Here is a 15,170-nt window from a genome sequence, read left to right as displayed (position 1 = left end):
CCGCACATACCTTCACCCGTCGAAGCGCTTCGAAACCGCTTTCTGCATCCCCGCGGACCGTGCAGATGAGGACGCCCGATGGTGAAGATCACGGATGTGGCCCGGCGCGCCGGGGTCTCCCCCAGCACGGTCTCGTACGCGCTCAGCGGAAAGCGCCCGATCTCCGACGCGACCCGGCTCCGGGTGCAGGCGGCCGTCCGCGAGCTGGGCTACCGCGCGGGCGGCGGCGGGCGGGGTCCGGCCGCCCGCAGGTCGAAGGTGCTGGCCCTGGCGGCCCCGGTGCGCTCCGGCGTCCACGTGCCGGTGGTCACACAGTTCGCGGTGTCGGTGGTCACCGCCGCCCGCGCCCACGACCACGACGTGCTGCTGCTCACCCAGGACGAGGGCGAGGAGGACCTCGGGCGCGTCGCGGACACCCGGCTGGCGGACGGGGCGATCGTGATGGACGTACAGCTCCAGGACCCCCGGCTGCCGCTGCTGCGCTCGGGGGCCCTGCCGTCCGTGCTGATCGGCGTGCCCGCCGAGCCGGACGGGCTGACCTGTGTCGATCTGGATTTCCGGGCGGCCGGTGAGCTGTGCGTGGAGCACCTGGCGCGGCTCGGGCACCGGGTGGTGGCGCTGGTCGGCTCGCCGCCGGAGGTGTACGTGCGGCGGACCGCGTTCGCGCGACGGCTGGTGGAGGGCTTCACGGCGGCCGCCGACCGGCACCGGCTCACCTCGGCCGTACGTCCGTGCGGGACCGGCCGGGACGCCGCCCGCGCGATCGCCGAGCGGCTGGTGCGCGAACTGCCGTCGCTGACGGGGGTGGTCGTGCACAACGAACCGCTCCTCGACCCGCTGATCGACGCCTTCGAGGAGATGGGGCTGAGCGTCCCCGGCGACCTGTCCCTGACCGCCGTCTGCCCGTCCCCCGTCGCCGCGTCGGCCCGCACCCCGGTCACCTCGGTCGCGGTGCCGTCGGCGGAACTGGGCACCCGCGCGGTGCACCTGCTGGTGCGGAAGCTGTCCGGGGTGTCCGTACCGGGGGTCACCCTGCTGCCGCCCCGGCTGACGGAGCGGGCGAGCACGGCACCGCGCGAGGCGTGACGGCCGGGGCGTCCGACGCCCGTCACCGCGCATGACAAAGGCCCCGCCGCTCAGAGCGACGGGGCCTGTGCCCACATGGGGTGGAGTGGAGATGGCGGGAATCGAACCCGCGTCCAACGGTGCGGAACCAGGGCTTCTCCGTGTGCAGTCGGCTGTGCTTTTCTCGGCCCCGGAGATCACGCCGACAAGTCTCCGACGGGCCCAGTCACTGTGTGGTTTCCCTTTTCACCCCGTGACCGGGTTCAAGGTTTAGTCCCCTAGATGATGCCAGGATCCGGGTCGGGAACACCCCCGGGCTGACACTCCCTTAAGTAGGGGAGCCGCTGCTCGCTACCTGAAGATCAGGCAGCGAGGGCGAGCTCGCCCTGGGAGATGGATCGCTTGGAATTGGCGATTATTTTTTTCGGCCTGTGGTTTACGAGATCATGGCCGCTTCCTCGACACGCTTCCCCTGCTTCGACAGCCGCTGTCGAAACCGATCATCCCCATGTTGATTTTTCAACCCCCCGGAGGGGGCACGCACCCGCTATGAGGTGCTTGCGCCATCGTACGTGACCGACGCCCGACGATGCCACCGTATTCCCGGCGGTCGTCCCGCCTTCGTACGGGGTTCAACGCCGGCCGGGTCCGGGGTGTTCCCGATCAGGCCCGCTGCTTCCTGCGGACCGCCGAGATCGCCCGTTCGGTCTCGCGCCGGTCCTGCTTCTCCCGGAGCGTCTGCCGCTTGTCGTACTCCTTCTTGCCCTTGGCCAGCGCGATCTCGACCTTCGCCCGGCCGTCCTTGAAGTACAGGGAGAGCGGCACGATGGTGTGGCCCGTCTCCTGGGACTTGGACTCCAGCTTGTCGATCTCCTCGCGGTGCAGCAGCAGCTTGCGCTTGCGCCGCGCGCTGTGGTTGGTCCAGGTGCCCTGGCTGTACTCCGGCACGTGCACGTTGTGCAGCCACGCCTCGTTGCCGTCCAGCTGGACGAAGCCGTCCACCAGCGACGCCCTGCCCTGGCGCAGGGACTTCACCTCGGTGCCGGTGAGGACCAGGCCGGCCTCGTAGGTGTCGATGACGAGATAGTCGTGCCGCGCCTTCTTGTTCTGCGCGATCAGCTTGCGCCCTTTTTCCTTAGCCATAGTGCCGCCCATTTTCGCACTACGGAGGGGGTCCGCGGGAAACCGATTACCGGCCGCGGGCTAACGGCCGAGCCCGCTGAGGACCGTCTCGGCGCGCTGGAGCGCCTGCCCGTCGGCCTCCAGGTCGGGGGCGAGGCCGCGCCCGTCGACGCTCCGGCCGGAGGGGGTGCGGTAGTGGCCGACGGTCAGCTCGGCGACGGAGCCGTCGGGCAGCTCGGTCGGCATCTGGACCGAGCCCTTGCCGAAGGTGCGGGAGCCCACGACGACCGCCCGTCCGCGGTCCTGCAGGGCCCCGGTGAGGAGCTCGGCCGCGCTCATCGTCCCGCCGTCGACGAGCGCGACCAGGGGTCTGGTGGTGTCGCCGCCGGGCTCGGCGTGCAGGGCGCGCTGCTCGCCCTCGACGTCGTACGTGGCGACCAGGCCGCCGTCGAGGAAGGCGGAGGCGGCGGTGACCGCCTCGGCGACCAGCCCCCCGGAGTTGCCCCGCAGGTCGAGGACGATGCCGGCGCCGGCGGGGGCCTGCCGTACGGCGGTGCGGACCTCGTCGCCGGAGCCCTTGGTGAAGGCGCCGACCGTGATGACGGTCACCCGGGAGGCGAGCTCGCGGACGGTGACGGTGTCCCGGGACAGCCGGGCGCGGCGCACGGTCTCGTGCCACGCGCGCCTGCCGCGTTCCAGACCGAGCCGGACGGTGGTGCCGGCGGACTCGCCGGTGGCCTCGCCGCGCAGTAAGGAGACGACCTCCGTGACGGGCCGGCCGTCGACCTTCTCGCCGTCGACGCTGCGCAGCCGGTCGCCCGCGCGGATCCCGGCGTCGGCGGCGGGCGTGTCGTCGCCCACCCTCGTCACCTCGATCCGGCCCGCCCGCTCGCGGGCCCACAGGCCGACGCCGGTGTACCGGCCGTCCAGGGCGTCCTCGAACTCCTCGTACTCGTCCGGGGAGTAGACGGCGGCCCAGCGGTCCCCGCTGCGGCTGACGGCGCGCCGGGCGGCCTCCAGGGGGGAGGCGCCCTCGGCGGCGGCCTCCTCGGCCGCCCTGGTGACGTCGGCCTGGTGGCCGACGGGAGCGGCCGGAGGGGCTCCCTCCGCCGTGGTCCCGCCGTCGGCCCCGGGAAGGTTGCCCGTGGCCGCGCCGGCGACGAGCACGCTCGCGAACACCAAGGTCAGGGCGGCCCCACGGCGGAGGCGGCGGGGCTGACAGAACAGGGCACGACCTGACATGCCGGTGAGTCTAGGACAACGCGAAGGGGCGCACGGCGGGTTGGCCGTGCGCCCCTCGTGACAAGAGTCAAACCTTCAGGTACTTGCGCAGTGCGAAGAACGCGGCCAGCGCCGGCATCAGCAGACTGGTCGCGAGGATCAGCGGAAGCTTCGTCAGGACGGCGTCCCAGCCGATGAAGTTGATCAGGTTCAGCTTCTCCGACAGGGCCAGCCCGTGGTCGATGATGAAGTACCGGCCGAGCACCAGGAACCCGCACGCGAGGACACCGCCGATGAGTCCGGCGACGGCGGCCTCCATGATGAACGGCGTCTGGATGTAGAAGCCGGAGGCGCCGACCAGCCGCATGATGCCGGTCTCCCGGCGGCGGCTGAACGCCGAGACGCGCACCGTGTTCACGATCAGCATCAGGGCGACGACCAGCATGAGCGCCATCATCGCGAGGGCGGCGATGTTCATGCCCTCCAGCAGCCCGAAGAGGTTGTCCAGGATGCCCTTCTGGTCCTGCACCGACTGCACGCCGTCCCGCCCGTCGAAGGCGGTCGCGATGACCTGGTACTTCTCCGGGTCCTTCAGCTTGATGCGGTACGACTCCTGCATCTGGTCCGGCGTCAGGGAGCTGGCCAGCGGGGAGTCGCCGAACTGCTCCTTGTAGTGCTTGTACGCCTCGTCCTGCGACTCGTACGTCACCGAGTCGACGACCGACATCTTCTCCAGGTCGGTCTTGATCTGGCCCTTCTGGTCGTCGGTCACCGCGCCCCTGGCGCAGTTGGGGTCGGACTCGGCGTCAGCCTTGTTGCACAGGAAGATGGAGACGTTGACCTTGTCGTACCAGTAGCCCTTCATGGTGTTCACCTGGTCGTTCATCAGGAGCGACCCACCGAACAGGGCGAGCGACAGGGCAACGGAGACGACGACGGCGAAGGTCATCGTCAGGTTGCGGCGGAGACCGACGCCGATCTCCGACAGGACGAACTGGGCGCGCATGGCGTCTGATCAAGCCTTTCCGTGGAGCGTCAGTGCTGGTAGCCGTAGACGCCGCGTGCCTGGTCGCGGACGAGACGGCCCTTCTCCAGCTCGATGACGCGCTTGCGCATCTGGTCCACGATGTTCTGGTCGTGCGTCGCCATCACCACGGTGGTGCCCGTCCGGTTGATCCGGTCGAGCAGCTTCATGATGCCGACGGAGGTCTGGGGGTCGAGGTTGCCGGTGGGCTCGTCGCAGATGAGCAGCTTGGGCCGGTTGACGAAGGCCCGCGCGATGGCGACGCGCTGCTGCTCACCGCCGGAGAGCTCGCCGGGCATCCTCTCCTCCTTGCCGCCGAGCCCGACGAGGTCGAGCACCTGCGGCACGGACTTGCGGATCTCGCCGCGCGACTTGCCGATGACCTCCTGCGCGAAGGCGACGTTCTCGGCGACCGTCTTGTTCGGCAGCAGACGGAAGTCCTGGAACACGGTCCCCAGCTGGCGCCGGATCTGCGGCACCTTCCAGTTGGAGACACGGGCGAGGTCCTTGCCCAGGACGTGCACCTGTCCGTGGCTGGCCCGCTCCTCGCGGAGGATCAGCCGCAGGAAGGTGGACTTTCCGGAGCCGGAGGACCCCACGAGGAACACGAACTCGCCCTTCTCCACTTCCAGGGTGACGTCCCTGAGCGCGGGGCGGTTCTGCTTGGGGTAGGCCTTGGACACGTTGTCGAATCGGATCACGGATGCACCACGGTTAGCCGGGGGTAGATGAGCGTGACCATACGCGACCCGGGAGGCGTGCGCAGGCACCGAAGCCGTTGTGCAGAGCTTGCGCCCATTTGTTCCGGTGCCGGGTGGGCACGACGCCTTGGGGCGCGGGGCTGTGACATGTGCGGCTCCGCCGCGTGGTCGCGACCGGCCCCACGGCGCCACGGCCGCGGAACCTTCCGAAACCGCCCCCTCCCGGAGCGACCTCACGCGGCTTCCGCGGGAACCTGGCACAGTGGAAGGGGAACGTTCGCGAGAGGGTGGGCGTTGTTCATCTGGAACCGGTGCGAGGAGGGCGAGCGCATGACGTACGACCGGCTGGTGTGCGCGAACTGCGCCGCGCCCGTGAGCGAGGGCCGGTGCCCGGTGTGCCGCGCGAACCGCGAGCGGCTGCAGCAAGGGAACTTCTTCGCGGGGCTGAACCCCATGACGTTGATCGCGCTGTTGGCGGTGCTGATCGCGGCGGTGGCGCTGCTCGCCCACCAGACCGTCTGACGCCGTTCACGCGGGCATGGGCGAAGGGCCCGGAGCGCGGTCGCGCTCCGGGCCCTTCGCCCTACGTCATGCGTACGGTGCGTACGCGTGCGGCCACCGTCAGGCGGCGGCGCCGCGGCCGGACATCATGCGCGGCAGCACCCGGAAGCCGATACCGCCGGCGATCATCGTGGCGGCACCGATCAGCAGGAAGGTGGTCTCGGCGGCACCGGTCTCGGCGAGCTCCTTGCCGTCGCCGCCCTGGGCCGAGGTGGCCGGGACGTCGTCGCCGGTGTCGGTGAGGGCCGAGGAGCCCTCGTCCTGCGGCGAGGCGCCGCCGTTGGGGTCGGCGGCGTTGCCGCCACCGTTACCGCCGTTGCCGTTGCCCGGGGTGGTCGGGTCCTCCGAGGGCTCCTCGACCGGCTCCTCGGGCTCGGTGGGCTCCTCCGGCTCCGTCGGCTCCTCGGGCTCGGTGGGCTCCTCCGGCTCCGTCGGCTCCTCCGGATCGGTGGGCTCCTCCGGGTCGGTGGGCTCCTCCGGGTCGGTCGGGATCTCCGGGTCGGTCGGGTCCTCCGGGTCCTCCGGGTCCGTCGGGATCTCCGGGTCGGTCGGGTCCTCCGGGTCGTCGAGGTCCGCGCTGACACCGAGGCCGAGGCCCTCACCGCTCGCCGAGGCGGTTCCGGTGAGGTCGAGTGCGGAGGCCGCGCCGGCCGCCGTCAGCGAGGCACCGGCCGCGATCACGGCGCCGGCCGCGATCCGAGCGACACGGATCCGCGTCTTCTTCGTCATATGGTTGCTACCCCCAGTAGCTCATCGTCAATGAGGCGGCGCCCAGGGCGGTGATCAACGGGGGTGACTGAGATGAAACGCCCCCCGGTTCACATGCGCCCCAGAGATACGCATGCCACGCTTCACCTTTCCCATTTTCCAAAAGAACGTCAAGGCCGTTGCGTACGCGATGTCCGCCTACGCGCGCTTTGCGAGAAAACGAAACTGTGAGTGTGATGTAAATCCCGGATGCCACCGGACGAAAAAGGCAACCGCCGCCCAAGTGGCGGCAGTTGCCTTGTCGACAAATCAGCGTTCGCGCCGGAGGTTACTTCTCCTGCTGCTTGCGCCAGCGAATTCCGGCCTCCAGGAAGCCGTCGATCTCGCCGTTGAACACGGACTCGGGGTTGCCGACCTCGTACTCGGTGCGCAGGTCCTTGACCATCTGGTACGGGTGCAGCACGTACGAACGCATCTGGTTGCCCCAGGAGTTGCCGCCGTCGCCCTTGAGGGCGTCCATCTTGGCCTGCTCCTCCTGGCGGCGCCGCTCCAGGAGCTTGGCCTGGAGGACGTTCATCGCGGTGGCCTTGTTCTGGATCTGGGAGCGCTCGTTCTGGCAGGAGACCACGATGCCGGTGGGGAGGTGGGTGAGCCGCACCGCGGAGTCGGTGGTGTTCACGCCCTGACCGCCGGGGCCGGACGAGCGGTACACGTCCACCCGCAGCTCGGACTCGTCGATCTCGATGTGGTCGGTCTGCTCGACCACGGGGAGGATCTCGACGCCCGCGAAGGAGGTCTGGCGGCGGCCCTGGTTGTCGAAGGGCGAGATGCGCACCAGGCGGTGGGTGCCCTGCTCGACGGAGAGGGTGCCGTAGGCGTAGGGCGCCTGGACGGAGAAGGTGGTCGACTTGATGCCGGCCTCCTCCGCGTACGACGTCTCGATCAGCTCGGTCTTGTAGCCGCGCTGCTCGGCCCAGCGCAGGTACATGCGCTGGAGCTTCTCGGCGAAGTCGGCGGCGTCGACGCCGCCGGCCTCCGCGCGGATGTTGACGAGCGCCTCACGGGAGTCGTACTCGCCGCTGAGCAGCGTCCGGACCTCCATCTCGTCCAGCGCCTTGCGGACCGCGGCGAGCTCGGCCTCGGCCTCCGCGCGGGTGTCCGGGTCGTCCTCCTCCTCCGCCATCTCGAAGAGCACGGAGAGATCGTCGATCCGGCCCCGGAGCGCCTCGGCCTTCCGCACCTCGGCCTGGAGGTGGGAGAGCTTGCTGGTGATCTTCTGCGCGTCGTCCGGGTTGTCCCACAGGGACGGCGCGGCCGCCTGCTCCTCGAGCACGGCGATGTCTGCCCTCAGCTTGTCGAGGTCCAGGACGGCCTCGATCGACTCCATGGTCGAGGAGAGGGACTTGAGCTCTTCGGATACATCGACGACTGCCACGCCCTCCAGCGTAACGGCTCCGCGCGGCGGCCCACGCAGTACGGCGGAGCCGGGGCGGGGCATTACCCGGCTGGGCCCGTGGGGGCGGGGCGGCTTCCGGTCGTGGGGCGGTCGTTTGTTTCGCCCCCGCCGCCCCTTCCCTCCCCCATCGTCCCCGGGGGCTCCGCCCCCGGAACCCCTTGCGCAGTTCCCCGCGCCCCTTACAGTGCGCCCCTAGGGGGTCAGGGGTTCGCGGGTGCCGAGTTCCGTGTGTCCTGGGGTGGGGTCGCCTCGTCCTCCGTCATGGCCAGCCACGTGCCCACGCCCGCCGCCACGAGCACCGCCGCCGCCACCGCCAGGGTGAGCCGGCGGCGGCGGGTGACCGCGCGGTTGCGGGCGGAGCCCGGTCGGCGGGCGCCCGCCGCGCGGGGCGCGCGGGCCGTGCCGCGGGCACCGCCGGCCAGCTCGTCGGGGGCCGGCACCCTCATCGACGTGTGCGTGTCACGGTTGGAGTCGGCCGGTTTCGCGCCCGGCACCAGCGGGACCGCGCCGCGGCGCCGCACCGGCGCCCCGGCGGCCGGGGCCGGCCCGGAGGGCTGGAGCTCCTCCCCCGCCTCCTCCGCGGGCTCGGTGTCCGGCTCGTCCACGTCCAGCGGCGGCATCCCCGCCAGCATCGGCAGCAGCTCCCGCAGCCGCGCGCCCAGCTCGGAGGCGCGCAGCCGGGACGCCGGGGCCTTCGCCAGGCACTGCACCAGCAGCTGCCACAGCTCGTCCGGGATGCCCGGGAGGGGGACGACCGTCTCGGTGACGTGGCGGCGCAGCACCGCGCCCGGGTGTCCGCCGCCGAACGGCGTGAAGCCGGCGAGCAGCTCGTACAGGACCGTGGCCAGCGCGTAGATGTCGACCGAGGCGCGCGGGGGCAGGCCCTCGACGATCTCCGGCGCCAGGTAGTCGGGCGTTCCGATGATCTTCGTGGCGCGGGTGCGGCGCGGGGTGTCGATGAGTTTCGCCACACCGAAGTCGGTGAGCAGGGCGCGGTGCGAGCCGCCGGGGCCGAGCGGGCCCTCCATGTCGAGCAGCACGTTCTCCGGCTTCACGTCCCGGTGCACGACCCCGGCCGCGTGGGCCGCCGCCAGGCCGTCGGCGACGTCGGCGACGATCGCCACGGCGGCCTCCGGGGCCAGCCTGCGCTCCCGGTCGAGGCGGGTGCGCAGGTCCGTGCCCCGGACGAGGTCCATGACCAGGGCGAGGTCGTTGCCGTCGACCACCAGGTCGCGCACGGAGACGACGTGCGGATGCTCCAGACCGAGCAGCACCGTCCGCTCCCGCACGAAGCGGCCGACGAGCTCCTGGTCCGAGGAGAGATCCTCACGCAGCAGCTTGATGGCGACGGGCCCGTCGGGGCCCTCGCCCAGCCACACCGTGCCGGCGCTGCCCCGCCCGAGGATCTGGTGGGCGGTGTACCGGCTGCCGATTCTCCGTGCCAAGACTGCTCCTACCGACGCGTGTTGCCGCTAAAGCTACGCGTCCGGAGTGCCGGCCTTCACAGCGGATCCGGAAATCACCCCTCGGATGTCGACAAATCAGTAAACAAGCTCAGTTCGTCCCGGAGGGCACCGAGGGCTCGTCGGAGCCGCCCAGGTCCTCGATCCAGCCCGTCACCGAGCCGAACCAGTCGCTGAGCTGGTCCCAGTAGCCCTTGCCGGTGCCGATCCAGTCCTGGAGCGGGCTCAGCTCCCAGATCAGCCAGCTCGCGACGAACAGGATGACGATCGTGAACAGGCAGCCCTTCAGGCAGCCCAGGCCGGGGACGCGCATCGGGTTGGCGCCGCGCTGCCGGGGCTGCCGCGGCTCCCGGGCCGGGCGCTGCGGCTCCGGCGGCGGGGGCGGCGGCGCGTACCGCTGCGGCTGGGGCTGCTGCCGGCGCTGCGGCTCCGGCGGCGGGGCGTACTGCTGCGGCGGGGGCTGCTGCGGGTAGCCGTACCCCGGACCGGGCTGCTGCCGGGGCTGCGGGCGTCGCTGCTGCGGTTGCTGCGGCTGTGGTGGCGGCTGCTGCTGCGGGGAGCGGGAGACCTGCCGCTGGGGGCGGCGGCGCAGCGGGTCCTCGCTCGGGTCGAGGTACTGGACCTGGGTCTGCTCGTTGCGGTCGCGGGCGGCGCGGAGCTGGCTCTGCCAGGGGTGCGGGTCCTCCGGACCGGCACCGGGGCCGCCGGGCTGTCCGGGCGGTACGGGGGGCATGACGGCCGTGGGGTCGGCGGCGCCCGCCGGGCCGCCGGTCTGCGGCAGGACGCTGGTCGCGCCGTCGGGGTCGTAGCCGCCCGCGCCGCCCTGCGGCAGCACCTGCGTCGGGTCGGCGTCACCGGACGCTCCGGGCGCACCGGGCGTGCCGGGTACGGGCGCGGGCGCCGGGTCGGGGGCGAGGAGCGCGCCGACGTTCTCGGCGGCGGCGATCTGCGCGGAGTTCGCGTGCACGCCGATGCCGTCGGCGACGACGCGCAGGCCGCGCGCGAGGTTCTCGGCGCTGGGCCGTTCGTCGGGGTTCTTGCGCAGGCAGCGCTCGATGACCGTCCACAGCGGGTCGGGGACCGTGGAGGGGCGGCGCGGTTCGGCGCTCAGGTGCTGGTGCAGCACCTCGAGGGCGGAGCCGCCGGAGAACGGCGGACGGCCGGTGACCAGCTCGTACAGCAGGATGCCGGCGCCGTAGATGTCGACGGCGGAGGTCTGCGGGCGACCCTCGGCGGACTCGGGCGCGATGTAGGCGGGCGTGCCGACGAACTCGTGGGTACGGGTCAGGCCCGGGGAGTCGGCGAGGCGGGCGATGCCGAAGTCGGTCAGCATCGGGTGCAGCTCGCCGCCCTGCTGCTTGAGCAGGACGTTGGCGGGCTTCAGGTCGCGGTGCACCACGCCGTCGGCGTGGCTGGCGCCGAGCGCGTCGGCGATCTGCGCGGTCAGCAGGGCGGCGGCGACGGGGGTGAAGGGGCCGTTCTCGCGGAGGTGGCGGTGCAGGTCGGGGCCCTCGACGAGGTCCATGACCAGCGCCAGCAGGTCCCCCTCGACGACCAGGTCGCGGACCCGGACGATGTTGGGGTGGGTGAGCCGGAGCAGGACGGACCGCTCGCGGAGGAAGCGCATCACGACGTCGGCGTCGCCCGCGAGCTCCTCCTTGAGGACCTTGATCGCGACGGTCTCGCCGGGCTGTCCCGGAACGGCCGCCTCGGCGCCCGCGGTCTCCCGCTGGCGGGCTCGCCAGACGGTGCCCGTGGCGCCGCGTCCGAGCGGCTCCTCGAGCAGGTACTTGCTGCCGACTGGCCGCACGTCACGCACTCCCTGCTGCTTGCTTGGCGTACACCCTGGTCCACCGTGTCTCGGAACGTTCCGACCCAACTGTAGTGCCGCCGCGTGGGATACCGGCCGGTCGTCCTCGACGTGATCTCCCTGTGGGGCTTACGTACCGTTTTCCCTTCCGTGTGCGGAGGTTCGCAGGAAAGACGCCCGACTCGGTCCGTTGGTTGCCGCATGCCGGACGTGACCGATCTCAAATGAAGCCGGAACGATCATTCGCTCCTCCCCGGTCAGGCACTTTTGCGGGCAGAGCCGACCAATCAAGATCATTTGCTGCCGGAGGGCGGGCGCGTTGTCGGTGGCAGGTGCGAGGATGCGTGCAGTACTGGCCGTACGTGCGCGTGTGGCGGTGGGGGAAGTCCACGGTCGGGGGGCCGCGGAGCGGTGGCGTCCCCCGCGTCGCGGGCGCCCGCGCAGAAGGGACCGCTGACGGCGATGCAGATCCGGCTGACCGTCGTAGACCCGCTGGGCCCCTCCTTCCCCGCGCGGGAGCGGGCCGCGAGCCGCGACGTGCTGGTCACGGCACCCGCGGGCACGGCCCTGGCCGCGGTCGCCCCCGCGCTGGCCTCGGCGGTCTCCGGCGGCGACGGCCCGTCCGGCTCCTCGGGCACACCGGTGCTGTACGCCGGTGACCAGCGGCTGGACGCCCAGCGCTGCACACTGGGCGAGCCCCCGCTGATCGACGGCGCGGTGCTGGCCGTGGGCGCCCCGGGCGAGCCCGAACCGCATCCCGAGCTGGACGAGGCCCCGACCCGGCTGCACGTCGTCGCCGGTCCCGACGCGGGCGGGGTGCACCTGCTGCACGGCGGCGAGATCCGCATAGGCCGTTCCGCCGACGCCGACGTACCGCTCGACGACCCGGACGTCTCCCGGCTGCACTGCGCGGTGACGGTCGCCCCGGACGGCGGCGTCTCGGTCGCCGACCTCGGCTCCACCAACGGCACGACCCTGGACGGCCGGCGCGTGGGCCCCCGCCCGGTCCGCCTCACCCCGGGCGCGCTCCTGCGCATCGGCGAGTCGGCCCTGCGCCTGACCCCGGCGGCGGGTCCCCCCGCGCGCACGGCCACGACACCGGACGGCGAGGGGTACGTACGGGTGCCGCCCCCGGCCGGGCAGGCCGGCGGCGGGGACGCCCCCGCGCGCGGGACGGCACCGGCGGACCCCACCCACCACGCCCACGGCTCGGCCGGCTGGGCCACGACGGCACCGGACGCACCGGGCGCGCACGGCGTACGGGACACGCAGGACGTACAGCACGTACGGGATGCACGGGAGGCACCGGACACGGCGCGGTGGGACGGTGAGGGCCGGCCGCCGCGGGTGCCGGAGCAGGGCCGCGCCCCCGGGATCGAGCGCACCGGCACCGCCCCCGGGGGGCGCGCGGTGCGCACGGTCGCCCGGGGAGACGTGCCCCGCCTTCCCCAGGGCCGCCGCGTGTCACGGCCGCCGTCCGCCGACGGGGACACCCACGCGGGACGCTCCGGCGTGGGCGCGCCCGGTACGGGCCCCGGCGCCGCCGGCCGTTCCGCCGGGACGGCTCCCGAGGAGGGCCGGGGCGAGAAGGGCGCGGGCGAGGAGGTCCGGAGCGGAGCGGCCCCCCCGGCGCCCGGCCGGACACCCGGCGGCGCACCCGGCCGTCTCACCGGCCCGACCACCGGGCCCGCCACCGGCCACATGCCCACCGGCATCTCCTCCGCCCCGCGCGAGGAGTTCTCCGGCACCCGTGAGGGCACCCCCGTGCGCGGCACCGGCCTCCCCCGGCCGACGGGCGGGCGCAGGCGCGGTGGACTCACCGCCTGGGCCCGGCGGCTGACCGGCGGGCGGCAGGAGCCGGAGGCCGCGTGGGCCGCCCACGGCGAGGAGGACTCCGGTGTCGTGCCCGCCCCGGGCGCGACCGCCACCGCCGTGCCCGAGACCTGGCCGGACCCCGCCGCGCTGCTGCTGACCGCGCTCGGCCCCGGCCCCCGGCTGTGGGAGCGCGGACCGGATCACCCGGAGGCGCTCGCGGTGCGGCTCGGCACCGCGGACCGTCCGGCACCGGACGGCTCCGGCCTGCTGCCCGCCGTACCGGTGACCTCGGGGCTGCGCGAGGCCGGCGCGCTGGGACTGGCCGGCCCGCGCGAGCGGCTCGCCGGGCTGGCCCGCACGGTGCTCGCCCAGCTCGCCGCGCTGCACTCCCCCGACGTCCTGGAGATCGTCCTGATCGCCGCGGACCCCTCCCGCCCGGCGGCGGAGCGCACCGCCGAATGGTCCTGGCTGGGCTGGCTGCCGCACGTGCGCCCGGGGCACGGCCAGGACTGCCGCCTGCTCCTCGCGCACGACCCCGACCAGGCCGCGGCCCGCGCCGAGGAACTGCTGCGCCGGCTGGAGGACCACGGCCACACGGCGGCCCCCCGCACCTCCGGCGAGGGACCGCACGCACCGTACGAAGGGCCGTACACCGTGGTCGTCGTGGACGGCGACCCCGGCGGCCCCGACGTGCGCGAGGCGGTGGCGCGGCTGGCCCTGGAGGGGCCCCGGGCCGGGATCCACGTGGTGTGCCTCGCCGAGACGGCCGCGGCCTCCCCCGCGTCCCCGGTGACGGAGACGTACGAGGCGGCCTGCGCGGCGGCGCCGGCGTTCCGGCAGTGCGGGGCCGTCGCCCTGCTCAGCGGGGACGTGGCGACCGCCCTGCGCCTGCTGCGGGTCGCCGGTACCGGCTCCGGCCGTCCCTCCGGCCCCGTCGGCCACGGCACCCTCGCCACGGTCGACGCGGTCTCCCCCGCCTGGGCCGAGCGGTTCGCGCGGGCGCTCGCACCGTTGCGCACGGACGGCGCCGGCGGGGAGCCGCACGCGCGCGTGTCGGCGCCGCTGCCCCGGTCGGCGCGGCTCCTGGACGAGCTGGGCCTGGCCCGGGCCACCCCGGCCTCGCTGATGGCCCGCTGGGCGGACGCGGCCGACGACACCCGGGCGCTCGGCGGGCGCGTCACCGCCGTACTGGGCGCCGGACCGCGCGGTCCGGTCACCGCCGACCTCGCCGCCGACGGACCGCACCTGCTGGTCGAGGGGCCGCCCGGCAGCGGCCGTACGGAACTGCTGCGGGCGGTCGTCGCCTCGCTGGCCGCCGCGGAGCGTCCCGACCGGCTGGCCGTCGTGCTGGTCGACGGCCGGGGCGTCCCCTCGCCGGGCGACGCGCCCGGCGAGGACCTGCGGGTGTGCACGGACGTACCGCACGTCACCACGCACCTGTCCGCCAACGACCCGGTGCGGATGCGGGAGTTCGCGCAGTCCCTGAGCGCCGAGCTGAAGCGGCGCACGGAGCTGCTGGGCCGGTCGGACTTCACGGAGTGGCACACCGGGCGGACGCTGTCGGACCGCATGGTCGCCCAGCGCACGGCGTCCGCGTCCCGCGCGGAGCGGAACGGGGACCTCGACACCCCGCCCAGTTCGACGCTGCGGCTGCGGCCGGGCGCCGACCGGCGCAAGACGGAGGCCGCGCCGCCGCTGCCCCGGCTGGTGGTGGTCGTGGACGACCTGGACGCGCTGGTGTCCCCCGCGCTCGGTTCGCCGGGGCGGCCCGCCGCCGGATCGGTGATGCGGGCGCTGGAGGCGGTGGCGCGGGACGGTGAGCGGCTGGGCGTGCACCTGGTGATGGCCACCGGACCCTGCGCCCGTACGGCGCAGAGCGAGCCGGTGCGGCAGGCGTCGCTGCGGGTCGCGCTCGACGCGGTGGTGCCGGGGGGCGGGCCGGAGGCGCCGGCGCCGGGGCGGGGGCGGGTGGTCCGGCCGGACGGGCGGGAGACGGCGTTCCAGGGGGGCCGGGTGACCGGCCGTATCCCGCGGACGGCGACGCTGCGGCCGACGGTCGTGCCCCTGGAGTGGCACCGCATGGGGGATCCGCCGGCCCGCCGTCAGGTGCGCGAGCTCGGCAACGGTCCCACCGATCTGGCGCTGCTCGCCAGCGCGTTGGAGCGGGCGGCCCGTCAGGTCGCGGCGGCGGAGGTGCCGTCGCTGCTCTGACGCCCGGGGCGGA

11 protein-coding genes and 1 other RNA gene are annotated in these 15,170 nt (G+C 73.6%); 3 read left to right on the top strand and 9 right to left on the bottom strand.

The features are described from left to right. Positions 1–78 precede the first annotated feature (78 nt). Positions 79–1,086: a LacI family DNA-binding transcriptional regulator gene (locus ACH5AO_RS03045; protein WP_398921185.1), complete on the top strand. Its 1,008-nt coding sequence runs from the start codon at positions 79–81 to the stop codon at positions 1,084–1,086. A gap of 83 nt (positions 1,087–1,169) precedes the next feature. Here the strand turns inward: ACH5AO_RS03045 and ssrA are convergent. From ssrA to ftsE, 5 genes are all read right to left on the bottom strand, one after another. Then, positions 1,170–1,573: a transfer-messenger RNA gene (gene ssrA / locus ACH5AO_RS03040) on the bottom strand. A 155-nt stretch (positions 1,574–1,728) separates the two neighbouring features. Further along, positions 1,729–2,208, bottom strand: a complete 480-nt coding sequence (gene smpB, locus ACH5AO_RS03035; RefSeq protein WP_398921183.1) for an SsrA-binding protein SmpB — start codon at positions 2,206–2,208, stop codon at positions 1,729–1,731. A gap of 60 nt (positions 2,209–2,268) precedes the next feature. Further along, complete coding sequence (locus ACH5AO_RS03030) at positions 2,269–3,429, bottom strand: S41 family peptidase (RefSeq protein WP_398921181.1); 1,161 nt, start codon at positions 3,427–3,429, stop codon at positions 2,269–2,271. Positions 3,430–3,496: 67 nt separating this feature from the next. Next, positions 3,497–4,414 carry a permease-like cell division protein FtsX gene (gene ftsX, locus ACH5AO_RS03025; RefSeq protein ID WP_398921179.1) on the bottom strand — a complete coding sequence of 306 codons (918 nt, stop codon included), beginning with the start codon at positions 4,412–4,414 and terminating at the stop codon, positions 3,497–3,499. A 29-nt stretch (positions 4,415–4,443) separates the two neighbouring features. Then, entirely contained in the window at positions 4,444–5,133 is a 690-nt protein-coding gene (gene ftsE, locus ACH5AO_RS03020; protein ID WP_030834344.1) for a cell division ATP-binding protein FtsE, read from the bottom strand. Between the two features lie 330 nt (positions 5,134–5,463). On the opposite strand from ftsE, the gene ACH5AO_RS03015 reads away from it, so the two are divergent. Continuing rightward, positions 5,464–5,655, top strand: a complete 192-nt coding sequence (locus tag ACH5AO_RS03015) for a hypothetical protein (protein ID WP_311575138.1) — start codon at positions 5,464–5,466, stop codon at positions 5,653–5,655. A gap of 99 nt (positions 5,656–5,754) precedes the next feature. Here ACH5AO_RS03015 and ACH5AO_RS03010 read toward each other — a convergent pair whose 3' ends face one another. The 4 genes from ACH5AO_RS03010 to ACH5AO_RS02995 form a co-directional block, all read right to left on the bottom strand. After that, the gene (locus ACH5AO_RS03010; protein WP_398921177.1) at positions 5,755–6,423 is read right to left on the bottom strand and encodes an LPXTG cell wall anchor domain-containing protein; all 669 of its coding nucleotides are present in this window, start codon (positions 6,421–6,423) and stop codon (positions 5,755–5,757) included. 307 nt (positions 6,424–6,730) lie between these two features. Then, entirely contained in the window at positions 6,731–7,837 is a 1,107-nt protein-coding gene (prfB, locus tag ACH5AO_RS03005; protein WP_398921176.1) for a peptide chain release factor 2, read from the bottom strand. Between the two features lie 221 nt (positions 7,838–8,058). Next, complete coding sequence (locus ACH5AO_RS03000; protein ID WP_398921173.1) at positions 8,059–9,303, bottom strand: serine/threonine-protein kinase; 1,245 nt, start codon at positions 9,301–9,303, stop codon at positions 8,059–8,061. A 109-nt stretch (positions 9,304–9,412) separates the two neighbouring features. Then, positions 9,413–11,131 (bottom strand): serine/threonine-protein kinase, encoded by a 1,719-nt coding sequence (locus ACH5AO_RS02995; RefSeq protein ID WP_398921171.1) that lies wholly within the window; start codon positions 11,129–11,131, stop codon positions 9,413–9,415. A 462-nt stretch (positions 11,132–11,593) separates the two neighbouring features. Between ACH5AO_RS02995 and ACH5AO_RS02990 the strand changes: the two genes are divergently transcribed. Continuing rightward, positions 11,594–15,157 (top strand): FHA domain-containing protein, encoded by a 3,564-nt coding sequence (locus tag ACH5AO_RS02990; protein WP_398921971.1) that lies wholly within the window; start codon positions 11,594–11,596, stop codon positions 15,155–15,157. The last annotated feature ends 13 nt before the right edge of the window (positions 15,158–15,170 follow it).

It is taken from the genome of Streptomyces sp. NPDC018964 (assembly GCF_044390325.1).
Classification (GTDB): domain Bacteria; phylum Actinomycetota; class Actinomycetes; order Streptomycetales; family Streptomycetaceae; genus Streptomyces.
The sequence above is the reverse complement of the archived record's forward strand: the minus strand, read 5'-3'. Positions and strand labels throughout refer to the sequence as shown.

What these genes read in the sequence shown, in the direction of transcription:
- ACH5AO_RS02990 (WP_398921971.1), top strand. Translation starts at nt 11,594, where the DNA reads ATGCAGATCCGGCTGACCGTCGTAGACCCGCTGGGCCCCTCCTTCCCC.
- ftsX (WP_398921179.1), bottom strand. Translation starts at nt 4,414, where the DNA reads ATGCGCGCCCAGTTCGTCCTGTCGGAGATCGGCGTCGGTCTCCGCCGC.
- ACH5AO_RS03015 (WP_311575138.1), top strand. Translation starts at nt 5,464, where the DNA reads ATGACGTACGACCGGCTGGTGTGCGCGAACTGCGCCGCGCCCGTGAGC.
- ACH5AO_RS03010 (WP_398921177.1), bottom strand. Translation starts at nt 6,423, where the DNA reads ATGACGAAGAAGACGCGGATCCGTGTCGCTCGGATCGCGGCCGGCGCC.
- smpB (WP_398921183.1), bottom strand. Translation starts at nt 2,208, where the DNA reads ATGGCTAAGGAAAAAGGGCGCAAGCTGATCGCGCAGAACAAGAAGGCG.
- ACH5AO_RS03045 (WP_398921185.1), top strand. Translation starts at nt 79, where the DNA reads ATGGTGAAGATCACGGATGTGGCCCGGCGCGCCGGGGTCTCCCCCAGC.
- ACH5AO_RS03030 (WP_398921181.1), bottom strand. Translation starts at nt 3,429, where the DNA reads ATGTCAGGTCGTGCCCTGTTCTGTCAGCCCCGCCGCCTCCGCCGTGGG.